Genomic DNA, 19,874 nt, shown 5'->3' on the forward strand with positions numbered 1-19,874 from the left:
AGTGAAAATCGCCGATTGTGGATGACGCGGCTGCTAACCGGCCGCGTCATCCCGGGATCAGGAACCGGCTGCGCCCGCCAGCGCACGGCCTCTTACTGCCAGCAGCGACACCATCGCCAGCACCAGGATGGTCATCCCGTAGCACCAGGCCGTCCGGGTCAGTCCGAGATGCGGCGCGACAATACCGGCGGCAATCGCGGGCAGGGCAAACGCGAGATAACTTTTGATCAGAAAGGCGGAGAAGAGGCCCGCGCGTTCATGACTTTCCGCTAACTGCATGATGATTTTCAGCACGTTAGCGAAAATAGAACCAAACCCCTGGCCCGCGAGGGCGGTGCCGATATAAAGCCAGGCCACGCTATGCAGCGAAAGGCCGGTCAGCGTCACGCTCACGCCGGTCATCAGCATCAGCGTTCCGATGACCAGTGCGCGGGCGGGCGGCAGCGGACGAAAGAGAAAGACCGCTGCCGTTGCGCTCAGCATCAGCGTCGCAACAACCGATCCGCCGATGAAGGGCGAGGTGAGCCCGGTGGCGTTTGCCACCATCGTGGGCATCAGAGAGAGGTAGAAACCGCCGAGCATCCAGGTGGCGATATTCACCGGTGCCACTTTTAACAACGGGCCGAGCGCACGGCGCGGTATGCTGACCTGAGGGCGCAGAGCGGCCAGCACGCCCGGCTGAGGCGAAATGGTTTCAGGGATAAGCGGCAGCAGTGCCATGGCAATCAGCATCAGTAACAACAGGAGTGCGTACAGCGTTACGGTAGGATAGGGGGCCAGACTCACCAGAATGCCGCCCGCGAGGGTGCCCAGCGTCATCCCCAGAAACGCGGTAAACGAGTTGAGCAGCGGCCCGCGTGTTTTACTGGCATCCAGCAGGCTGGCACCGAATGTCGGTAACGCAATTCCCGTGGCAAACCCCTGCACCAGACGGGCTGCGATCAGGGTTGCCGCCGACCCGGCGGTCATAAAGATCACCAGGGCAATGGCGTTGAGCGCCAGCGCCAGCAACATCAGCGGACGTCGCCCGGTAAAGTCGGACACTTTTCCTACCGTCAGCAGCGCCGCCAGCAGTGCGAAAGCATAGGCACCAAAAATCAGCGTCAGCATCGTTGGCGTCAGGTGAAAAAGAGTCCGGTAAAGGGGATAGAGCGGTGTGGGCGCACTGCTGGTGGCGGAGATCAGCGCGGCGCTGGTAAAGCTGAAGATCGTGGTGCGGGTTGCGGCCTGAGGCGTCAGAGCATGGGTCATGATAAGTCCCTTAATGCAAAATATTAGCTTTAAAAGAGGTATACGCCTGCTCAGGGCTTAATGCAATATCTTTGCTTTAACGAATCCTGCTGTCTGAATGACGCGCCTCTCCGGCGCGTTAATCATCTGACGCTGAGACGGCAAGAGGCGGGTGAAATGTTATTAAATCAATCTAAGTGAGTATCCCGGAAACCGGGTTTAAGGAGGCCTGAACATGAAAATAGCGGAGATCGATCATATCCATTTGTACGTTGAAGATATTGCACAGGTCGAGCAGCATCCCGTTCAGCATCAGTGACCATGAGGTGTCGATGTCGGTCTATTTCAACGACCCCAGCGAAAATAAGATTGAAGTCACCTCTTACGACTACAGCCAGGCAAAGAGCATTCTGGCGCGCTTCGCCTGACGCTAGCTCTTACTGCTCTCAGCAATGAGCCTGCTGATCCCTGAAAAGCGATCGGCAGGCACGAAGGATCAATAGAGCGAATTCTTCAGGCGTTCTGGCAGCGCTTTGTCATAAGCGTCACCATCAATTTCCGCAATCTGCCGGAGAATGGAGCCGGTGCTGGGCAGGCTCTGCCGCGGGATCTGCGTTGTCACATCCCAGAGTCCGGCGCGGAGAATCGCCCGGCTGCACTGAAAGAAAACAGTGTCGACGGCGATACGCAGCACCGTTTTTGGCAGCTGGTTGTTGACGGCAAAACGTTCCAGCAGCGCCGGATCGGTGCTGATTGCGGCTGTGCCGTTTACCCGCAACGTCTCACCAATACCGGGGATCAGAAACAGCAGCGCCACCCGATTGTCATGCAGAATGTTGCGCAGACTGTCGATGCGGTTGTTGCCGCGCCGGTCTGGCAGCAGAAGTGTTCTGTCATCCTCAATGTCGATAAAGCCGGCCGGATCGCCGCGCGGTGACACATCCAGCCCGTCAGGTCCCGATGTGGCCAGGGCAACAAACGGCGAAGCGTCGATAAACGGACGATAGGCGGGGTGGATATGATCCGTCACCTTAGCGATCGACGGCCGGGCTACCGTGCCGTAAAGACGTTCAAGTTCGGTAAGTTCAGTGATGACGCTGCTCTGTTCCGTCATGTGGCTCCATCCTCTTCATCAGTCAGAATGTCCATGATGCCGTGGCGACACGCCACCGTCGGGGCGCGTCAGATGAAACAGAAATTTAACAGTAATAACCGCAGCGTCAGAACAGCTATGTTGTCATTTGTGATACCGGCCCGTCTGTAAAGCGCTGAAGGCACTCCGCTGCTCTCTCCTGAGAGGAGGCTGACCTGCGCGGTGTTGGTTACCAAAGACATTGCTGATATAAAAGTAAGCCGCGGCGTATTCCGTCCCCACAAGGAGCAGAAAATGTATTGGGAATCAGAGCGGTTGCTCTACAGATTTACCCGCCAGGAAGATATTGACGACCTCTTCAGAATCTACAGCGACCCTGAAACACACAGATTTAATCCGCGCGGCCCGTGGCCCGACAGATCGTATGCTCTGCAGTCCATGGAGCGCATCCTGCAGGGGTATCGGGAACAGGGGTTTGGCGACTGGACGATATTTGAAAAAGCGAACCCGGAAAAAATTATCGGCTTTGGCGGCGTCTTCAGAAGCCAGTTCGATGGCCGTCAGACCAATAATCTCGGCTATCGTTTTGAGCCAGCCGCCTGGGGAAAAGGTTATGCCACCGAACTCTCCCGCCGGGCCATACGCTATGGCTTTGAAGAAGCTGAACTCAGCGTCATTACGGGTGTGGTGCGCGAAAATCATCTCGCTTCGCGGCGGGTGCTGGAGAAAGCCGGATTAACCTTCCTGAAAAAGGTCAACGATCTGGAGGGCTTCTCGCCGAGCCTGATGTTTACCCTGACCCGCAGCGACTGGCTCAGAGCAGGCAACGCGCCTTCCTCTTTCGGTAGCACGCTTTAACGCCTGTAAAATTTCAGATGCGGTACACTGCGATAATCCGTTAATGCAATTTCGTTGCTTTAATTTTACATCTGAAGCTGATGAGACAGGAGGAAAAGATGGCGAGGGAGATGGTCCGACAGGGCGGGCGCAGTGCGCGTATTCAGGCGGAAGTGCATAACACCGTGAACCGGTTGCTTGAGACGCTTGACCGTTCCGCGATTACGGTGCCGATGATAGCGGAACAGGCAGGCGTGACGCCCTCCACGATTTACCGGCGCTGGGGCGACCTGACGCAGCTGCTGGCCGACGTGGCAGTAGCGCGGATGCGGCCCATTGCTGAACCGGAAGATACCGGGTCGATGAAGGGCGATCTTACCCTGTTTATCCAGCAGTATGCGGAAGAGATGTCGTCAAAAGTCGGCCGCGACATGCTGGCCGACGTGATGAACAGTCATGCGGAGGAGGCCAGCCAGAAATGTTGCGGGTTTACCTATCAGCATCTTGAAACCCTGCACAACCGAGCTGTCGCGCGGGGCGAAGCGGGCTTTGACATCGATCGCGTCATGGATGTGGTGGTGGCGCCCGTCATGTACCATATTCTGTTCGGCGATCGTGACGTCTCTGCGGAGTACTGTGCTTCCCTGATTACGCGGGCATTCTGACGGCGGGTCAGCGTTGAACAAACGGCAGAGCAGCTTCAGCGATCAGCTGCTGCAGCAGCGTGCGCGCCGGATCTTCGCCCCGATCTGCGCGGGCGAGCGCGATGCCCAGCGTGCCAGGCGGGGGCAGCCGCTGTGATTCCGTCACCAGCCTGTCGGGCATACCGGCGCGGGTGCGGAGCGTCACGCCGAGACCGGCCTGCAACGCTGCCCAGATCCCGCTAAGACTGTGACTGGTAAACACCACCCGCCACGGAATAGCGGCTGCGTCCAGCGCGTCGATGGCACGCGAACGCATCACACACGGCGCATCAAACACCACCAGCGGCAAAGGCTCGCCGCGCTGTAACATGCCCGCCAGGTCAATGTCCGGATGGTAAATCCAGGCTAACGGACACTGACCGATCAGCGGCGTGCCAGCCTGCGGTTCCGCCTGCCAGAGCAGGGCAAGATCCAGTTCATGACGCGCCAGCGCCGTAAGCAGTGGCAGATTTCTGTCGACGCGGGCGGTCAGCATCACCTCCGGGTGCTGCCGGTTAAACGCGCCCAAAATCGCGGGCATCATCGCCTCGCCAAAATCCTCCTGCATACCGATGCGTATTTCACCCTGCAATGCTTCGCCTCGCACGGCCCGCAAGGTTTCATCATTCAGTGACAGCAGGCGTCTGGCGTAGCTCATCAGCTGCTCACCGCTGCGGGTCAGCTGCAGGTGTCGCCCTTTTTTCATCACCAGTGCTGTTCCGCATTGCTGCTCCAGTTTTTTAAGCTGCGCGCTGATGGCGGACGTCGAACGGCAGAGGTGCTGCGCCGCGGAGGCAAAACTGCCTGCGTCAATGCCCGCCACGAAACTGCGCAGCGCATCCATATCGAGACACTCGGGCACTTTATTCATGACTGTCCTGTTAACGTGGATGGTAGGTGCGGATTAATTTGATTTTCAGGATCATATCCTCAGGCGACACTCTCGCTGACAACACAGGAGAGCGCAATGAAAAATTCACTGGATCGGGAAACCCTGGCGCAGCGCGCGCCCAAACTGGCTGAACTGACGCAGCAGGTGCTGTTTGGGGATATCTGGCAGCGCGGCGTGCTGTCTCCGCGAGAGCGCAGCCTGCTGACGCTGGCCACGCTGACGGCGCTGGGTCGTGTGCAGCAGTTGCCCTGGCACCTCGATTTCGCCCGGCAAAACGGGCTGTCGCAGGAGGAACTGATTGAGAGCTTCACCCATCTGGCCTTTTATGCCGGCTGGCCCGCCGCGGTTACCGCCCTGAGCTATCTGGAGGAGAATGCCTGATGCCATTTACCCGGATTACCTTAGGTGAGAGTTACAGCGACACCGCGCTGACGCAACTCTCCATCCTCCTTCAGCAGGCGCTGGTTGCAGAATTTGATGTGCCTGAACGTGACTGCTTTCAGGTGACAGAAAGGCTGCCGGCCAGTCAGCGGGTCTTTGACCGGCACTACCTGAGCGGCGGGCGGAGTGACAGGTTTGTGCTGTTTCAGGTGTTGGCGGGCAGGCCACGCACCCGGCATCAGAAGCAGGGCTTTTATCGCGCGCTCTGCACGGCGCTTCAGGCGGAGATGGCCATCGACCCTGACGATGTGATGATCATTCTTCAGTTCAACAGCACCGAGGAGTGGAGCTTTAGCGGTGGCCGCATGCTGGCAGAGGAGGAGGCGCGATGATTGCGATGCACTACCGGTTTACCCTGCCAGCGGATTATGACATGGCGATCATCAAAGAGCGCATCAGACACAATGGCGCCCGGCTGGAGGGATTTCCGGGGCTGGTGGCAAAGGCGTTTCTTTACAGCAGTCAGAGTGAAGGCACGCTGCATGAAAACCGCTATGCACCGCTCTATTTCTGGCAGGAGGCCAGTGCGATGCAGCGCTTCCTGCAAAGTCCCGGTTTTGCCACTCTGGTCAGTGACTTTGGCTGGCCGATCATCGAAAGCTGGCTGGCGTTTGAGGGGCACTCTGTGGTCAGGCATCTGACCGAAGCGCGGTTTATGACGCTGAAGCGCTGGACGATCGCTCCCCACTCCGACCTGGCGGCACTGCCGGTCAGGGGAGACTTCAATGCCTGGGACATCAGCCGCTGGCAGGGCGTGGAGATCTCGGCCAGCGTTCAGCCTCCAGCAGACGGACAGGAGAGCTATCACATTGGCTATCTCGCACGCGGGGCTGCCGCGGCAGAGATGTTGCTTTAGCGAGAAAGAGCGATCAGCGCTTTAATAATTCCTGACAGGCTGCGCTGTCTTCTGCGGCGCGCTTTTTTGCATCGGGCGTCAGCTGCTGCCAGCGACCGATCACGCTGCTGCCCAGCGCGGGTTTATAACTGTTTTTCTGCAGCGCATAGTCAGAATTACTGCCCTCGATTACCTTTTGCATCTGCGGCGCCAGCTGCTGTTCATCTTGATGACTGATGGCGCAGAACACGGCGATGTAATAGGCCGTCTCTTCATCACTCTCATGCGGCATCAGCCACCAGGCCGCGGCGGCCAGAATCAGCAGGAGGGGAAGAATGAATTTGAGTTTTGTCATGTCAGTCACGCGTTGGGTGAAAATCAGTCTGCCGGATAGGGCAGGACGCAGGCCGCGTACCCTGCCACAAAGTCTGCGCACGGGTCACGCCGTTTGGCAGAATTTATGCCTGGCCTGCTGAGCATCGTACCTGCGCCTGCGAGCGCAAAAGGTCATGTTCACTGTGAACGGCACCCTGGCATTGCCAGACATTTTTAATTCATCGCTTCGCCGGGAAACGCCAGCAGTAAGCTTTTCAGCAGCCTTTCCAGCTCAGCGCGATCTTTCGCTGTCAGCGGTGCCAGCACGGCCTCCTGCGTGGCGGTGTGGATCGCCAGTGCGCGTTCAATCTGCTGCTGCCCGTGGGGTGTCAGCCCGACCAGCAGGCTACGCTTATCCCCTGCGGCAGCCACACGCTCAATCAGATTCTGCTGTTCCAGCCGGTTCAGACGATTCGTCATCGCCCCGGAGGTGACCAGCAGGGACTGATAGAGTTGGGTTGGCGACAGACGCCAGGGTGAACCCGCCCGTCGCAGGGTAGCCAGCACATCAAATTCACCTTCCTGAAAGCCAAAAGGCTCCAGCGCCTGACTGCGCGCCTTCGCCAGATGTTTCATCAGACGCAGCATCCTGCCGAAAATCTGCATAGAAGAGGCGTCGAGTTCGGGCATCGCGCTGTCCCACTGGCTGACAACGAAATCAATATGGTCCTGCATGAATCACCTGTAGTTGCTGAGGTTATGTTGTCGGGTTGTGCGCTACGGCTTAACACCGGCCATGATTTATCTTAACGTTAAGATAAATCATGGCGGCCTGCGGCTGTCATTGTGAATCCTCTCAGGGCCTCAATGATGAAAAATACAGCACTGTTCCCCATTTTGTTTGCCGCCATTGCCTTTCTTATCGGACTCAACCTGCGACCCATGCTGGCTATTATCGGTCCGCTGTTTCCGGCGTTGCAACTGCAGGCCGGGCTGTCAGCGATGACCTTCAGTCTGCTGACTACGCTGCCCGTGGCGATGATGGGGGTGGCTGCGCTCTCCGGTCCCTGGCTGATCGCCCGGCTCGGGCCGGTATCGGGCATCGCTGCCGGTTTACTCTGTCTGACGGTGGCTTGCCTGTGGCGGGGTTTTAGCCTGAGTGTACCTCAGCTGATCTTTACCGCGCTGGCGGGCGGGGCAGGGATTGGTGTGATTCAGGCGCTGATGCCGGCGCTGATCCGGCAAGGCTTTGCTGACGCTGCAACAACGCTGATGGCGCTATTCAGCACCGGCATCATGGCGGGGGCGGCGCTGACCGCCGCGACTGCCGAACCACTCTATTCCTGGCTTGGTTTGCAGCCTGCGCTGGCGCTCTCCGGCGGCATGGCGCTGGTGACGCTGCTCATCTGGCAGGGGGTTGTCAGGCGTGCGCCGCAAACGAGTGTGGGGGCGACAAAACCCGGACACCTGCCTGTCAGGCGGATCGGGCTGCTGACGATCTTTTTCGGTATTGGCACTGCGGCCTATACGCTGGTGCTGGCCTGGCTGCCTCCCTTTTATATTCAGCAGGGCTGGAGTGCGCGTCACAGCGGCTATCTGCTCGCCATCCTGACATTAACCGAAGTGGCCGCAGGCTTCATCGTGTCGGCAACGTTACATCGCTTTCCCGATCGCCGACCGCTGCTGCTCGGTGTGCTGGCCCTGCTGCTGGCAGGACTGCTGACTCTGGTGTTCTGTCCGGACAGGCTGCCGCTGATCCCGACGCTGCTGCTGGGAGCGGGTATCGGTGCGCTCTTCCCGCTGTCGCTGGTTGTTACGCTGGATCATGCCCGTGACGCCAGAGAGGCGGCTATTCTGCTGTCACGTGTGCAGGGGGGCGGATATCTGATTGCGGCCCTGATGCCGCTGGTGGCGGGCGGGGTGCGCGACAGCGGCGCATCGCTCTCCCTGGCGTGGCTGATCATGAGCGCGGGCGTCGTGATGCTGATGATCATGGCCTGGCGTTTCAGGCCGCTGAATGCTGCATCTGAACAAACCGATTGCTGAACCCCGCCGATCTGGCATGCTGAGTTTTCATCCCTGAATCTGGAGAGCATCGTGAAAGTCATCGGTCTGTTAGGTGGTATGTCGTGGGAATCTACGGCGCTCTATTACCGCATACTCAATCAGCAGGTTAAAGAACGGCTGGGCGGCCTGCACTCGGCGGAGCTGGTGCTCTACAGCGTCGATTTTCAGCGCATTGAGCAGCTGCAGGCGGCGGGAGAATGGCAGCAGGCGGGTGAGATACTGGCCGACGCGGCGCGCAATCTGGAACGGGCCGGTGCGCAATTCATCGTACTCTGTACCAACACCATGCATAAAGTGGCCGCGCAAATCAGTGCGGCAACAACGATACCGCTGCTCCATATCGCCGACGCCACGGGACGCCGTATCCGGCAGGCGGGGTTGCGTAAGGTCGGTTTACTGGCGACACGATTCACCATGGAGCAGGCGTTCTATCGCGGGCGGCTTCAGGAACAATTCGATCTGACGGTGATCACGCCGGATGAAGAGGATCGTCACTTTGTACATGAGGTTATTTACCACGAGCTCTGTCTGGGCGAGATCAATCCCGCTTCGCGTCGCCGTTACCGAGAGATCATGGCGCGGCTGGTCGGGCAGGGGGCGGAGGCCATTATTCTGGGCTGTACTGAAATCACCCTGCTGGTGGATGCCACCGATGCCAGCGTCCCGCTGTTCGATACTACGCTCATCCACGCCGAAGAGGCGGTCATTCAGGCACTGGCCTGACGTCAGCGAGGAAAACAGATGAAAATTGAAAATCTGCCCTTTGGTCTGACCCAGTGGGATCAGATTGAAGAGACGGTCCATCCCGGCGAGCAGGGGCATGCGACCTGGCGAACCGTGAAGTTCAACGATATCCGGGTGCGGATGGTGGACTATTCACCGGGCTATGTCGCCGATCACTGGTGCACCAAAGGCCATATTCTGCTCTGCCTGTCGGGTGAGCTGCACACCGAACTGGCCGATGGCCGCCGTTTCGTTCTGACGCCGGGTGTCAGTTATCAGGTGGCAGATGACGCTGAACCGCACCGTTCCTTTACGTCAGCTGGCGCGCAGCTGTTTATCGTAGACTGAGATTGCGCTCCGGTGTTTCATCGCGTCGTTGACACTTTTAAAAGTAAACTGAATCTGCTTTATAAAAATCAGCAAAATTAATGGCTTATTTCATCAGAGTTATCTGGTTCTGACAGGAATTATTCGTATCAGGCTGTATGCTTTAGGTTTTATGGATTTATTGCAATCACCTGATGTGGGGTAGCCTGTGCTGATAAAAAAGAAGAAAGTGCGTTCGCATACCGAAGATCGACTGCTGGCGCTGGTGCTTGCCACCACCGCCGGTATCCTTAATGCCATGGCGCTGGGGGCGTTTGGGTTTTTCCCCTCGCACATGAGCGGCAACACCTCGCAGATCTCTGCCGAAGTTACCACCAGCGATCTCCACACCATGCTGTTTCTGATGGCACTGATTATTGCCTTCGTTTTTGGCTGTACCGTTGCCCGGCTGGCAGTGGTGGTGGGGCATAAATACCGGTTACGCACTATTTTCTGTCTGATCATTCTGACGGAGGGGCTGGCACTGACGGCGGCCTCGATCTTCGAGCTGATGTACTATCGGCCCAGTTATAACGGAGAGATCCTGATCGTGCTGGGCTTCCTGATGGGGATTCACAACGCCACCTCGACGCAGCTCTCCAACGGACGTGTCAGATCGACCCACATTACCGGGACGCTGACCGATGCGGGTATTGCGCTGGGTTCATGGATTTTTGCTCACACTTCGCACGCTGTACATCTTGAGACAGACGACCGTCGCTTTTTCCAGAAGGTGCTGCATACCCATCTGACCACGGTCTTCTCCTTCTTAAGCGGCTGTATCGCCGGACTGCTGCTCTTCAAGGCCTATGGATTTAATGCCATGGTTGGCCTGGGGGTTTTCCTGATGCTGGTAGCGCTGACGGCGATCGCCGTCACCGTACAGCGTACCCGCAGGGTGCTCTACTGACAGAAAAAAGCGCCGGCCCGGTGTCCTCTGTGCATCGGGCCGGTTGCTTACTGCCGGGTTCGGGTTGGCCGCACCACAATTTCGTTTACATCCACCTCTTCCGGCTGCTCAATCGCATAACGCACGGCGCGACCAATGGCGTCCGGCTGCAGCGCGATGGCGCGATACTGCTGCATCGCCTCCGCCGCTACCGGATCGGTGATTGTCGACGCCAGCTCACTTTCGACCACGCCGGGGTGAACGCAGGTGACGCGCAGCTCGCTGTTCTCCTGCCGCAACCCATCGGAAATCGCCCGCACTGCAAACTTCGTGGCACAGTAGACTGCCGCGGTAGGCGACACCGCCAGCGCGCCGATGGATGCGATGTTAATGATGTGACCACACTGGCGGGCCAGCATGGACGGCAGTACCGCCGCAATGCCATACAGCACGCCTTTGATATTGACGTCGATCATCTGATCCCACTCTTCCACCCGCAGCGACGCCATCGGTGACAGCGGCATAATGCCGGCGTTGTTGATCATCACATCCACCCGGCCCCATTTCTCCAGCGCATAGTCAACGAACTGCGTGACGTCATCGCGGCGTGTCACATCCAGCGCTTTGATTGCCACCTCAGAACCATTAAAGCGCAGCTCTTCCGCCAGGGCAGCCAGACGACTTTCACGACGTGCACCCAGCAGCAGAATGGCATCGCTCTTCGCCAGTTCGCGTGCAATGCCTGCACCAATACCGCTTGATGCACCGGTAATTAAAATCACTTTCTGCGTCATCTTTTTTCTCCACTCAGGTTGTGAGTGGCGATCTTACGACGGGTCGATTATAAAGTTAATCCACCAACCGCTTTACAGACTGGTAACTGAAACTAACCGATGAACAGTGATAAAAATGCGCTCGAAATTTTTGTTATCGTGGCACAGACGCGCAATTTCCGGCTGGCGGCAGAACAGCTGGGCGTGACGCGTCCGGCCATCAGTCAGAGTCTGCGGCGGCTGGAGGACCGGCTCAATATCACGCTGATGCAGCGCACGACGCGGTCGGTTCAGCTGACGGAAGCGGGACAGCGACTCTATGCCGAGGTGGCCCCGGCAATCAGCGCGCTGAATCGCGCCGTTAACGACATTGCTGAACTGGCGGCAGAGCCACGAGGACAGCTGAGGCTGGCGATCTCCTCCATCGCGGAACGCATGCTGGGGGGCGAGCTACTGGCGAGCTTTATCACCGCCTATCCACACGTTGAGCTGGACATCACCGTGACCGATGAAGAGTTTGATATTATCGGGCAGGGTTATGATGCGGGGGTGCGACTGGGGGAGGTGATTGCTCAGGATATGATTGCGGTGCCGGTCTCGGTTGCTCAGCGTCAGGTCGCCGTGGCGTCACCGCACTATCTGGCGCGTGCAGGGACGCCGCAACATCCGCAGGAACTGGTGCATCATCGCTGCATTGGCTGGCGCAAGGAACCGGGCCTGGCCCCATACCGCTGGGAGTTTGCTGAGCAGGGGCGCGAGTTTGATGTTGCCGTCAATCCGCAACTGACGACCAATGATATGGGCGTGATGATCCGCACCGCCTGTGCTGGCGGCGGCATCAGTTTTGGGATGGAGGAAACTTTCCGGCCCTACATCGATCGGGGCGAGCTGGTGACGTTACTCGACGAATGGCTGCCCACGTTTGCCGGTTTCTATCTCTACTTTCCCAGCCGCAAAAATCTGGCTCCCAAGCTGCGGGCGCTGATTGACCACGTCAGGCTGTCACCCCAGCCGGCCCCGGTTCAGCGCTGATTTTTTATCCGGGAGGAGGCTTTTCAGGCCGTCATGTTGTAACGGGTGATGATGTTGATTCTGGAGTAGGGCGCGGGTGGCTCAGATGCCGGCAGGAATCCATGAAACGCCAGCAGGGTTCTGAAGGCGTGCAGCGCATCGAGCTGTAAATTATGCTCGATCAGGGCATCGATTTTACCCTGATGCAGTAGCGCACAGTTCTCGCGATCGGGATCGTGCCCGATGAAGGCGTTCAGCGTGCGCTTCTCTCCGGCAAAAGCGCGCAGAATGCCGGGATTCCCGCCGCCCACGGTATAGACCGCATCTGCATCCGGATGCTGCTGCAAAAAGCGCGTCACCGACTGATGCATCCGGTCATCAATCCCATATCCGCCAGCGACCACGCTCACCTGATGCTGAGGAGCAAACTGCGCTATTGCACGCTGAAAACCGTCGATTCGCTCCCTTTCACCGATGAAGTCATGGCTGCCGGTCACTGCCAGGATGTGCGAACGGGTCACCCGCAGCCATTTTGACATCAGAAAGGCCGCCACCTTTCCGGCATCAAAATTATCCATACCGATGTAGCGCAGGCGCGCGCTGCCGGGCAGATCGCTCATCATGGTGACCACCGGCACTCGCTGTTTCAGCAGGGCTTCAAGGGTAGGGTAGAGCGCTTCAGCGCAGGCGGCTTTAAGAATGACCCCGTGACCGTGAAGCGCATTTTTATTCAGCAGCGCGTTAATCCCCTCTGTTGTGAGATTTGCCCCGAGGTGAAAACGCAGCTGAAGTTTAAACGCGGCAAAGCTGGCGATCTGGCTGCTGAGAGCCTCACGGATCAAAGGCTGGAACCGGTCAGGGGTATGCATGATGACGTCAAAATAGATCGTCCGCCCTCTGGCCAGTCCCGCTTTGTGCATCAGTTCCAGGTCGGCTATTGCCTGCTGAATGCGGTGTTCTGTGCGGGCATGCACGTTGCCGCGCTGATGCAGCGCGCGATCGATGGTTGCCAGACTCAGTCCCGACTGGGCAGCGATCTGTTTCAGGGTGAATTTTGCCATGTGCCCGCCCGTTAGCCGGAGAATAAAGTCTGTTTTATCATACTGCATGATATTACCCGAATGGGTTATGTTGCAGTATGAGAGGTGGTGCAGGCTGGCAGGGAAATGAATAAGCCGGAAGCGTGTAAATAAGCTGTTCAGCCGGGGCTTTATCGCCTGAATATAAGTAAAGCGATAACCCTTGTGCCGCCTTTGCTATTCAACACGCCGTTGTTATCTTAGCCGGAAATAATGCCCGAGAGGATTCCGGGGTTGGCTAAATAATAGACATTCTGCCGCTTCGCTTATATTTCCGCTGTAACGGCTTTTTTGTTTTTTACTTCTCGCTAATGATAGACTGTACATTCATACACCGTTGGGAGGTCGTGTGAAGTACGACAACGATAGTGAGATCCGTGCACTGGTTGGCGCGGTAGTCAGTGATTTAATCAAGGCGGGAGAGCCGGTTAATTTTCACGACATCACGGACGCGCTGTTTCGCCTGAGCGAAGAGACGCGTGACAGCCGGCTGAAAGCACTGTGTCTGGAAGCAATCAGCTTCTTCACCCGCAAAATGCATTAAGGCTGATGGCACCAGTCAGAGGTGCCATCTCCAGTCTCATTTCTATTCTGACCCCGCCACCTTCACCTGGCCTGAAAATATACGGCAAAGTATTCAGCGTTAAAGCTGAAAGGGCAGTCTGACCGTTCTCGCCTGTTATTAGAAATCTGATTATCACGCTGCGGTAACTTTTGCCGGAGAGAGGCCGCATTTCAGGCTACCTGTTCTCTGCATCATTATATTTGCAGCGCTCATAATCATTCATTCTGCCTTACCGGCTTCACAGAATATGCGAAAGCGATACGATAATTAATATCAATTGTATTTTCATTAAGTCATCCGCTCTGACATGCCGTCAAAGGGAGTGATAATGAAAAGCCAGGGATAATCAATAATCAGCGATAGGAGAATGAGATACCCTGCGCTACCAATGCCGCGCAGGGCCACCTGTCAGATGCCCGCATCGTCAGGTGTGCGGCCTACCACAATTTCCAGTGTCTTACGCAACACATCACCCCTGACTACGTCAGAAGTGCATTCCAGCTCTGCAATCAGATAGAGGATGATGGCTTTATTGGTTACGCGTCCCTGGTCAGCCACAATGTCGCGAATGATTGCGCCCAGCAGTTCAGTTTCCTGAGCAAGCAGATCGCCTTCACTACGGAAATATTCAATGATGGATGAATCTGTTGAAGAGTGTTGCATGGTTATTCTTTCTCTAAAGAAAAGGAGTCAGACGCAATGGTTGAAGTCAAAAACGAGAGTAGACGCTGTTTTCGTTTTGCCCAGCCGGCCTAAAATTTTTTTAATGTGGCTGCCGCTTCGCTTAAAGTCAGCCGCGCACATCAAATACGCAACATTTTTCAATCAGTGTTTTTTGGAGCCGTCAGGCGGACCGTCACTGTTCATACGATGTGCAGTATTTTCACGTTCGGTAACGTCACCCTTCACACGTTTGCGTGCTGCAACCATACCGTTACGGACTTCAATGATAGCTTTGCGAATAATCGAACTCTTCGCGGCATCACTCTGAGCAGCAGCGGCCATCACTTCAAGCTGTGCGATCAGGGCATTGCTGGATACTGGTTTGTCTGACTTGAGTAATGTCAGAACGGCTTCGCCGATCATGACATCTGTCAGTTTCTCGTCTTCACTTCTGTACATACTGGCTTCTCTGATTACGAATCAATGGCCATGCTGCGGGCCCGTATCCGTCAGGAGGTGCGATTGCGGGCACCTGATACGGGGAGGCAGTGCTGGGCTTCTTAACTAAACTGAATCTTCCTGAACGAGGGCTGAAAGCAGACGTCCTGAGTTACTCTGCGGGCCGTGGTAGGGCATTAATCTTCGCGGCGAAAAAGCATCGCGATCAATTCATGCAAATGATTCTCTTGTTCTGGTGTGGCGGCGAACTCGAGGCGACGCAGAAGCTTGCTACAGATCGCTTTGCGACTGAGGGTTTGGCCTGCGCGCAGAATTTCAACGACAACCGATCCCAGCGTCTCCTGTTGGGAAGGTGAGCTGGCCTGATTGAAGTAACGGGCAATATCGCTGATCGTTTCCGGGCTTTGACCGTTCTGACGCATGTTGATGTCCTCGAGTGATTAAAAATGCCACGCTCTGGATATGCAAATTATACACCTTTCCAAAACTTGTACAGGATTTTGAATTTTTAGCGTTAATTTTTTTGTGCAAAAAATGCTATCGCTTTTAAAACAGCATGTTACGAGGATGTCAGGCGAGGTGAAAATTGTACCAGATTTTTGTATCGATATCACCCCTGACGCTCCGACCTGTACAAGCAGGTCGGCAGGGAGATAAGTACGATGCTCAGTGTTTAATGACGATGTCATCCGCCGGGGCGGGAATGGCTGACTCTTTACCGAACGATCGGGAAAGCCAGTTTGCCGGGGCATTGCCGCGCGAACCGATGGTTTTAAATCCCATCAGCCACTGACGCGCACATTTCAGTTTTTCAAGGCGAATCTCATTAACTTCCGAGTTAGCCATGACCTGTAGCTCATTTATCAGCAGTTCAACGTTGACTTCCTGACCGGCAGTAAACAGGTTCATTGCTGCTTCGCCAATGATGACATTTGCTTTTTCATCGCTGGAAAAATACACAATATTCTCCTGGGTGATTGCGGTAAGTAACTTTAACTGTAGCAAAAAAAATTAAGAAACTTAATCAATTCAGCCTATCGATAAGATAATATTAATTGTCCATTTCCTGAACGGATAAAGCGTTCTGACGCTCGTGTCATGACGGGCGATATCCGGCTGAATCGCCTTTTCCAAATCATCTTATTTTTGCCGATTCGCTTAACCTGCCCTCCTTTTAAAGCGAAACGGCATAAACAGCCTGTTTTCTGCCAGCATCGTTCTCACTGACTGACCCCGGGGTTAAGAAATAAAGCATTCTCTTTCATTATCTTAATCATGGTATTTACATAACTTCACATCTGGCACCCGCCGCTGAAGAAACTTCACACAGGTGAGCTTTCGCACAGGTATAGCCTGTGCTATAAAAAATAGCTCAGGCTATTTGTGTTCTGTTTTTAACCACCTCCGGAGAGTGCCGTATGGCCCCATTCAAAAAAATCACCGCGATATTACTGAGTGCGCTGCTGACCACACTGATGGCCACCAGCAGTAATGCTGCAGAAAAATTTAAGATCGTGACGACGTTCACTGTCATCGCGGATATGGCGAAGAACGTGGCGGGTGAGGCTGCGGAGGTGACCTCAATCACTAAACCGGGGGCTGAAATACATGAGTATCAGCCCACCCCGGGCGATATAAAACGCGCGCAGGGCGCACAGCTCATCATGGCGAACGGCCTCAATCTGGAGCGCTGGTTTGAGCGGTTTTATCAGCACCTGGAGGGGGTGCCGGAGGTGATTGTTTCTGCCGGCATCACGCCAATCGGGATCGGCGAGGGGCCTTATAACGGTAAACCGAATCCACACGCCTGGATGTCACCGGACAATGCGCTGATTTACGTCGATAACATTCGCGATGCGCTGGTGAAATATGATCCGGCGAACGCGGAAACCTATCGCCAGAATGCCGCCGCCTATAAGCAGAAAATCCGTGCTGCGATCGCGCCTCTGCGCCAGCAGATAGCCGGGATCCCGGAGAACAAACGCTGGATGGTGACCAGCGAAGGGGCCTTTTCTTACCTGGCTCGCGATCTGGGGATGAAAGAGCTCTACCTGTGGCCGGTCAATTCTGACCAGCAGGGGACGCCGCAGCAGGTCAGAAAAGTGATCGATCAGGTCAGGAAGCAGGGCATCCCCGCAGTGTTCAGTGAGAGTACCGTCTCCGACAAGCCTGCCCGTCAGGTCGCCAGAGAAACCGGCGCACATTATGGTGGGGTGCTTTACGTTGACTCCCTGAGTCAGGCTAAGGGTCCGGTGCCAACCTATCTGGATCTGCTCAGCGTGACGACGGAGACGCTGGTGAAGGGCCTTAAAGCCGGGGAGACCGCGCAATGAAAGAGACTATCGTGGTGTCCGATGTTACCGTCACCTGGCGCAACGGCCATACCGCGCTGCGGGATGCCAGCTTCAGCGTGCCGGGTGGATCGATTGCGGCGCTGGTGGGTGTGAATGGCTCGGGGAAATCCACCCTGTTTAAAGCGCTGATGGGATTTGTCCGGCTCGCCAGCGGCAGCATCTCGATTCTGGGCATGCCTACCCGCCAGGCGCTGCGTCAGAGTCTGGTGGCCTATGTGCCGCAGTCGGAAGAGGTGGACTGGTCTTTTCCGGTGCTGGTAGAGGATGTGGTGATGATGGGGCGTTATGGTCACATGGGCCTGCTGCGTCGCCCCAAAGCGCACGACCGGCAGAGTGTGACGGAGGCGCTGGCGCGGGTGGATATGCTCGAATACCGGCATCGCCAGATTGGTGAACTTTCCGGTGGCCAGAAGAAGCGGGTCTTTCTGGCGCGTGCTATTGCCCAGCAGGGCAGTGTGATCCTTCTGGACGAGCCTTTTACCGGCGTGGATGTTCAGACCGAGGCCAGAATCATCAGCCTGCTGGGCGAGCTGCGCGATGAAGGCAAGACCATGCTGGTTTCCACGCATAATCTGGGGTCAGTGACCGCATTCTGCGACTACACCGTGATGGTAAAAGGCACCATTCTGGCCAGCGGTCCAACGGAGACGACGTTCACGGCTGCTAACCTTGAACGCGCATTCAGCGGCGTGCTGCGTCACGTTATGGTGAAAGGGCTGGATGATCAGATCATCACCGATGATGAGCGTCCCTTTATTGCGCCGCGCGGTTCACACCAGGAGGGGCGCTGACCATGGAACTGTTGCTGGAGCCCTTCAGTTACCACTATATGCTCAATGCGATGTGGGTCTCCGCCATGGTCGGGGGACTCTGCGCTTTTCTCTCCTGTTATCTGATGCTGAAAGGCTGGTCGCTGATCGGTGATGCGCTGTCACACTCCATCGTCCCGGGCGTGGCGGGCGCCTATATGCTGGGCCTGCCTTTCGCACTGGGGGCGTTTCTCTCCGGTGGCCTGGCGGCGGGCAGCATGCTGTTGCTGAATCAGCGCACCCGCCTGAAGGAGGATGCGATCATCGGTCTGATCTTCTCCTCCTTTTTTGGTCTTGGCCTGTTTATGGTGTCGCTCAACCCGACAGCGGTAAACATTCAGACCATTGTGCTGGGCAATATTCTGGCCATTGCGCCTGCGGATATCCTGCAGCTGGCGCTGATTGGCGGCATCTCGATCGCGGTTCTGCTGGTTAAATGGAAGGATCTGATGGTGACCTTCTTTGATGAGCAGCACGCCCGGGCGATTGGTCTGCAGCCTGAACGGCTGAAAATCCTTTTCTTTATCCTGCTGGCGGTCTCAACCGTGGCGGCACTGCAGACGGTCGGCGCGTTTCTGGTGATCTGTCTGGTGGTGACGCCGGGGGCAACGGCCTGGCTGCTGACCGACCGCTTCCCGCGACTGCTGGTCATTGCGGTGGCGATTGGCAGCCTCACCAGTTTTCTCGGCGCATGGGCGAGTTACTACCTGGATGGCGCGACGGGCGGCATTATTGTGGTCGCCCAGACGCTGCTCTTTCTGCTGGCATTCATCTTTGCACCGCGACATGGTCTGCTGGCTAACCGGCGTCGTGGCCGGCATCAGGCTAAAAAGGAGGCAGGCTGATGTGGATAGCTGAACCTTTTCAGTTCGCATTTATGAACAATGCGCTGCTCATCGCGCTGGTGGTGTCTATACCCTGTGCGTTGCTGTCGGTGTTTCTGGTGCTGAAAGGCTGGGCGCTGATGGGCGATGCCATGAGTCATGCGGTCTTTCCCGGCATTGTGCTGGCCTGGATGGTGGGGGCACCGCTGGCGGCAGGCGCGTTTGTGGCGGGGCTGTTCTGTGCTGTCGCCAGCGGCTATTTGCAGGATAACAGTCGTATAAAGCAGGATACGGTGCTGGGGATTGTGTTCTCAGGCATGTTTGCGGTGGGGCTGATTCTTTATGTCGCGGTGAAACCAGAGGTGCATCTCGACCATATTCTGTTCGGGGACATGCTCGGTATTAACAGAGCGGACCTCATTCAGACGCTGATTATCGCCGTGCTTATCGTGCTGGTGATTGTGGTGAAATGGCGTGATTTTATGCTGTTCAGCTTCGACCCGCAGCAGGCACAGGTAAGCGGTCTGCCCGTGCGCTGGCTGCATTACGGCTTACTGTGTATGGTCTCGCTGACCATCGTCGCTACCCTGAAAGCGGTGGGGATTATTCTGTCGATCTCGCTATTGATTGCGCCCGGCGCGATCGCGATTCTGCTGACCCGACGCTTTTCACATGCCCTGCTGGTGGCAACCGGGGTATCCGTGCTGGTGTCGCTGAGCGGGGTTTATCTCTCGTTCTTCATCGACAGCGCGCCCGCGCCGACCATTGTGGTGCTGTTTGCCGCGGTATTTATCGTGGCGATGGTCGTGACAGGCCGAAAAACACGGCAGCGCGAGCGTCTTAAAGGTCATCATCACGGCAGCGATGCGGAAACGGGCTGAAGCCGAACCGGCCATCATCCGGGCGCGAATCTGTTCGGGAGCGTTGTCGGTTGCAGACGGCAGCAGATCAGTGCAGGTGCCTGTG

At 56.5% G+C, this 19,874-nt stretch carries 26 protein-coding genes; 15 read left to right on the forward strand and 11 right to left on the reverse strand.

Features of this window, described 5'->3' with window-relative positions:
- Positions 1-57: 57 nt before the first annotated feature.
- Entirely contained in the window at positions 58-1,251 is a 1,194-nt protein-coding gene (locus HFD97_RS08190) for an MFS transporter (RefSeq protein ID WP_167431753.1), read from the reverse strand.
- 475 nt (positions 1,252-1,726) lie between these two features.
- Positions 1,727-2,344: a pyridoxamine 5'-phosphate oxidase family protein gene (locus HFD97_RS08200; protein ID WP_167431754.1), complete on the reverse strand. Its 618-nt coding sequence runs from the start codon at positions 2,342-2,344 to the stop codon at positions 1,727-1,729.
- 273 nt (positions 2,345-2,617) lie between these two features.
- Here HFD97_RS08200 and HFD97_RS08205 point away from each other — a divergent pair, with 273 nt between their 5' ends.
- Together HFD97_RS08205 and HFD97_RS08210 are read left to right on the forward strand one after the other, a co-directional pair.
- On the forward strand, positions 2,618-3,181 hold the full coding sequence (locus HFD97_RS08205; protein ID WP_150029243.1) for a GNAT family N-acetyltransferase: 564 nt from the start codon (positions 2,618-2,620) through the stop codon (positions 3,179-3,181).
- A 98-nt stretch (positions 3,182-3,279) separates the two neighbouring features.
- On the forward strand, positions 3,280-3,825 hold the full coding sequence (locus HFD97_RS08210) for a TetR/AcrR family transcriptional regulator (protein ID WP_058957261.1): 546 nt from the start codon (positions 3,280-3,282) through the stop codon (positions 3,823-3,825).
- 7 nt (positions 3,826-3,832) lie between these two features.
- Here HFD97_RS08210 and HFD97_RS08215 read toward each other — a convergent pair whose 3' ends face one another.
- On the reverse strand, positions 3,833-4,714 hold the full coding sequence (locus HFD97_RS08215) for a LysR substrate-binding domain-containing protein (protein ID WP_150029242.1): 882 nt from the start codon (positions 4,712-4,714) through the stop codon (positions 3,833-3,835).
- A gap of 96 nt (positions 4,715-4,810) precedes the next feature.
- Between HFD97_RS08215 and HFD97_RS08220 the strand changes: the two genes are divergently transcribed.
- The 3 genes from HFD97_RS08220 to HFD97_RS08230 are packed head-to-tail and all read left to right on the forward strand — an operon-like array spanning position 4,811 to position 6,032.
- Positions 4,811-5,116 (forward strand): carboxymuconolactone decarboxylase family protein, encoded by a 306-nt coding sequence (locus HFD97_RS08220; RefSeq protein WP_046102826.1) that lies wholly within the window; start codon positions 4,811-4,813, stop codon positions 5,114-5,116.
- Positions 5,116-5,508 (forward strand): tautomerase family protein, encoded by a 393-nt coding sequence (locus HFD97_RS08225; protein WP_058957263.1) that lies wholly within the window; start codon positions 5,116-5,118, stop codon positions 5,506-5,508. The genes HFD97_RS08220 and HFD97_RS08225 overlap by 1 nt, the downstream gene beginning before the upstream one ends.
- Positions 5,505-6,032 (forward strand): DUF4865 family protein, encoded by a 528-nt coding sequence (locus HFD97_RS08230; RefSeq protein ID WP_167431755.1) that lies wholly within the window; start codon positions 5,505-5,507, stop codon positions 6,030-6,032. Before HFD97_RS08225 ends, HFD97_RS08230 begins: the two co-directional genes overlap by 4 nt.
- Before the next feature lie 13 nt (positions 6,033-6,045).
- Here the strand turns inward: HFD97_RS08230 and HFD97_RS08235 are convergent, their stop codons facing one another.
- Positions 6,046-6,366, reverse strand: a complete 321-nt coding sequence (locus HFD97_RS08235; protein ID WP_167431756.1) for a hypothetical protein — start codon at positions 6,364-6,366, stop codon at positions 6,046-6,048.
- Positions 6,367-6,560: 194 nt separating this feature from the next.
- Positions 6,561-7,061: a MarR family winged helix-turn-helix transcriptional regulator gene (locus tag HFD97_RS08240; RefSeq protein ID WP_167431757.1), complete on the reverse strand. Its 501-nt coding sequence runs from the start codon at positions 7,059-7,061 to the stop codon at positions 6,561-6,563.
- A 135-nt stretch (positions 7,062-7,196) separates the two neighbouring features.
- On the opposite strand from HFD97_RS08240, the gene HFD97_RS08245 reads away from it, so the two are divergent.
- The 4 genes from HFD97_RS08245 (at position 7,197) to HFD97_RS08260 (ending at position 10,392) form a co-directional block, all read left to right on the forward strand.
- Positions 7,197-8,372 carry an MFS transporter gene (locus tag HFD97_RS08245; protein WP_167431873.1) on the forward strand — a complete coding sequence of 392 codons (1,176 nt, stop codon included), beginning with the start codon at positions 7,197-7,199 and terminating at the stop codon, positions 8,370-8,372.
- Between the two features lie 51 nt (positions 8,373-8,423).
- Positions 8,424-9,116, forward strand: a complete 693-nt coding sequence (locus HFD97_RS08250) for an aspartate/glutamate racemase family protein (RefSeq protein WP_009092763.1) — start codon at positions 8,424-8,426, stop codon at positions 9,114-9,116.
- Between the two features lie 18 nt (positions 9,117-9,134).
- Positions 9,135-9,464: a DHCW motif cupin fold protein gene (locus HFD97_RS08255; RefSeq protein ID WP_058957266.1), complete on the forward strand. Its 330-nt coding sequence runs from the start codon at positions 9,135-9,137 to the stop codon at positions 9,462-9,464.
- A gap of 187 nt (positions 9,465-9,651) precedes the next feature.
- On the forward strand, positions 9,652-10,392 hold the full coding sequence (locus HFD97_RS08260) for a YoaK family protein (protein WP_167431758.1): 741 nt from the start codon (positions 9,652-9,654) through the stop codon (positions 10,390-10,392).
- Positions 10,393-10,439: 47 nt separating this feature from the next.
- Here HFD97_RS08260 and HFD97_RS08265 read toward each other — a convergent pair whose 3' ends face one another.
- Entirely contained in the window at positions 10,440-11,165 is a 726-nt protein-coding gene (locus HFD97_RS08265; RefSeq protein ID WP_046102819.1) for an SDR family oxidoreductase, read from the reverse strand.
- 99 nt (positions 11,166-11,264) lie between these two features.
- Here HFD97_RS08265 and HFD97_RS08270 point away from each other — a divergent pair, with 99 nt between their 5' ends.
- Positions 11,265-12,176 (forward strand): LysR family transcriptional regulator, encoded by a 912-nt coding sequence (locus HFD97_RS08270; protein ID WP_167431759.1) that lies wholly within the window; start codon positions 11,265-11,267, stop codon positions 12,174-12,176.
- Positions 12,177-12,199: 23 nt separating this feature from the next.
- Here the strand turns inward: HFD97_RS08270 and HFD97_RS08275 are convergent, their stop codons facing one another.
- Positions 12,200-13,216 (reverse strand): substrate-binding domain-containing protein, encoded by a 1,017-nt coding sequence (locus tag HFD97_RS08275; protein WP_167431760.1) that lies wholly within the window; start codon positions 13,214-13,216, stop codon positions 12,200-12,202.
- A 367-nt stretch (positions 13,217-13,583) separates the two neighbouring features.
- Between HFD97_RS08275 and HFD97_RS08280 the strand changes: the two genes are divergently transcribed.
- On the forward strand, positions 13,584-13,778 hold the full coding sequence (locus HFD97_RS08280; RefSeq protein WP_009092769.1) for a hypothetical protein: 195 nt from the start codon (positions 13,584-13,586) through the stop codon (positions 13,776-13,778).
- Between the two features lie 429 nt (positions 13,779-14,207).
- Here HFD97_RS08280 and HFD97_RS08285 read toward each other — a convergent pair whose 3' ends face one another.
- The 4 genes from HFD97_RS08285 to HFD97_RS08300 form a co-directional block, all read right to left on the reverse strand.
- On the reverse strand, positions 14,208-14,462 hold the full coding sequence (locus HFD97_RS08285; protein WP_009092770.1) for a biofilm/acid-resistance regulator YmgB/AriR: 255 nt from the start codon (positions 14,460-14,462) through the stop codon (positions 14,208-14,210).
- A 162-nt stretch (positions 14,463-14,624) separates the two neighbouring features.
- Entirely contained in the window at positions 14,625-14,921 is a 297-nt protein-coding gene (locus HFD97_RS08290) for a hypothetical protein (RefSeq protein ID WP_167431761.1), read from the reverse strand.
- Positions 14,922-15,097: 176 nt separating this feature from the next.
- Positions 15,098-15,343, reverse strand: a complete 246-nt coding sequence (gene ycgZ, locus HFD97_RS08295) for a regulatory protein YcgZ (RefSeq protein WP_150029233.1) — start codon at positions 15,341-15,343, stop codon at positions 15,098-15,100.
- 244 nt (positions 15,344-15,587) lie between these two features.
- On the reverse strand, positions 15,588-15,881 hold the full coding sequence (locus tag HFD97_RS08300) for a hypothetical protein (protein WP_009092773.1): 294 nt from the start codon (positions 15,879-15,881) through the stop codon (positions 15,588-15,590).
- 458 nt (positions 15,882-16,339) lie between these two features.
- Between HFD97_RS08300 and HFD97_RS08305 the strand changes: the two genes are divergently transcribed.
- From HFD97_RS08305 to HFD97_RS08320, 4 genes are read left to right on the forward strand one after another with little or no spacing between them, the layout of a single operon-like run.
- Positions 16,340-17,254, forward strand: a complete 915-nt coding sequence (locus tag HFD97_RS08305) for a metal ABC transporter substrate-binding protein (protein WP_167431762.1) — start codon at positions 16,340-16,342, stop codon at positions 17,252-17,254.
- On the forward strand, positions 17,251-18,066 hold the full coding sequence (locus HFD97_RS08310) for a manganese/iron ABC transporter ATP-binding protein (protein WP_167431763.1): 816 nt from the start codon (positions 17,251-17,253) through the stop codon (positions 18,064-18,066). Before HFD97_RS08305 ends, HFD97_RS08310 begins: the two co-directional genes overlap by 4 nt.
- Positions 18,067-18,068: 2 nt before the next feature.
- Positions 18,069-18,929, forward strand: a complete 861-nt coding sequence (gene sitC / locus HFD97_RS08315) for an iron/manganese ABC transporter permease subunit SitC (protein ID WP_046102811.1) — start codon at positions 18,069-18,071, stop codon at positions 18,927-18,929.
- Positions 18,929-19,789, forward strand: coding sequence for a metal ABC transporter permease (locus HFD97_RS08320; protein WP_167431764.1), 861 nt, complete (start codon positions 18,929-18,931; stop codon positions 19,787-19,789). Before sitC ends, HFD97_RS08320 begins: the two co-directional genes overlap by 1 nt.
- Positions 19,790-19,874: the final 85 nt, after the last annotated feature.

The organism is Pantoea sp. EKM103V (assembly GCF_011800365.1).
Lineage (GTDB): Bacteria > Pseudomonadota > Gammaproteobacteria > Enterobacterales > Enterobacteriaceae > Pantoea > Pantoea anthophila.

What these genes read in the sequence shown, in the direction of transcription:
- HFD97_RS08190 (WP_167431753.1), bottom strand. Translation starts at nt 1,251, where the DNA reads ATGACCCATGCTCTGACGCCTCAGGCCGCAACCCGCACCACGATCTTC.
- HFD97_RS08200 (WP_167431754.1), bottom strand. Translation starts at nt 2,344, where the DNA reads ATGACGGAACAGAGCAGCGTCATCACTGAACTTACCGAACTTGAACGT.
- HFD97_RS08205 (WP_150029243.1), top strand. Translation starts at nt 2,618, where the DNA reads ATGTATTGGGAATCAGAGCGGTTGCTCTACAGATTTACCCGCCAGGAA.
- HFD97_RS08210 (WP_058957261.1), top strand. Translation starts at nt 3,280, where the DNA reads ATGGCGAGGGAGATGGTCCGACAGGGCGGGCGCAGTGCGCGTATTCAG.
- HFD97_RS08215 (WP_150029242.1), bottom strand. Translation starts at nt 4,714, where the DNA reads ATGAATAAAGTGCCCGAGTGTCTCGATATGGATGCGCTGCGCAGTTTC.
- HFD97_RS08220 (WP_046102826.1), top strand. Translation starts at nt 4,811, where the DNA reads ATGAAAAATTCACTGGATCGGGAAACCCTGGCGCAGCGCGCGCCCAAA.
- HFD97_RS08225 (WP_058957263.1), top strand. Translation starts at nt 5,116, where the DNA reads ATGCCATTTACCCGGATTACCTTAGGTGAGAGTTACAGCGACACCGCG.
- HFD97_RS08230 (WP_167431755.1), top strand. Translation starts at nt 5,505, where the DNA reads ATGATTGCGATGCACTACCGGTTTACCCTGCCAGCGGATTATGACATG.
- HFD97_RS08235 (WP_167431756.1), bottom strand. Translation starts at nt 6,366, where the DNA reads ATGACAAAACTCAAATTCATTCTTCCCCTCCTGCTGATTCTGGCCGCC.
- HFD97_RS08240 (WP_167431757.1), bottom strand. Translation starts at nt 7,061, where the DNA reads ATGCAGGACCATATTGATTTCGTTGTCAGCCAGTGGGACAGCGCGATG.
- HFD97_RS08245 (WP_167431873.1), top strand. Translation starts at nt 7,197, where the DNA reads ATGAAAAATACAGCACTGTTCCCCATTTTGTTTGCCGCCATTGCCTTT.
- HFD97_RS08255 (WP_058957266.1), top strand. Translation starts at nt 9,135, where the DNA reads ATGAAAATTGAAAATCTGCCCTTTGGTCTGACCCAGTGGGATCAGATT.
- HFD97_RS08265 (WP_046102819.1), bottom strand. Translation starts at nt 11,165, where the DNA reads ATGACGCAGAAAGTGATTTTAATTACCGGTGCATCAAGCGGTATTGGT.
- HFD97_RS08270 (WP_167431759.1), top strand. Translation starts at nt 11,265, where the DNA reads ATGAACAGTGATAAAAATGCGCTCGAAATTTTTGTTATCGTGGCACAG.
- HFD97_RS08275 (WP_167431760.1), bottom strand. Translation starts at nt 13,216, where the DNA reads ATGGCAAAATTCACCCTGAAACAGATCGCTGCCCAGTCGGGACTGAGT.
- HFD97_RS08285 (WP_009092770.1), bottom strand. Translation starts at nt 14,462, where the DNA reads ATGCAACACTCTTCAACAGATTCATCCATCATTGAATATTTCCGTAGT.
- HFD97_RS08290 (WP_167431761.1), bottom strand. Translation starts at nt 14,921, where the DNA reads ATGTACAGAAGTGAAGACGAGAAACTGACAGATGTCATGATCGGCGAA.
- ycgZ (WP_150029233.1), bottom strand. Translation starts at nt 15,343, where the DNA reads ATGCGTCAGAACGGTCAAAGCCCGGAAACGATCAGCGATATTGCCCGT.
- HFD97_RS08305 (WP_167431762.1), top strand. Translation starts at nt 16,340, where the DNA reads ATGGCCCCATTCAAAAAAATCACCGCGATATTACTGAGTGCGCTGCTG.
- HFD97_RS08310 (WP_167431763.1), top strand. Translation starts at nt 17,251, where the DNA reads ATGAAAGAGACTATCGTGGTGTCCGATGTTACCGTCACCTGGCGCAAC.
- sitC (WP_046102811.1), top strand. Translation starts at nt 18,069, where the DNA reads ATGGAACTGTTGCTGGAGCCCTTCAGTTACCACTATATGCTCAATGCG.
- HFD97_RS08320 (WP_167431764.1), top strand. Translation starts at nt 18,929, where the DNA reads ATGTGGATAGCTGAACCTTTTCAGTTCGCATTTATGAACAATGCGCTG.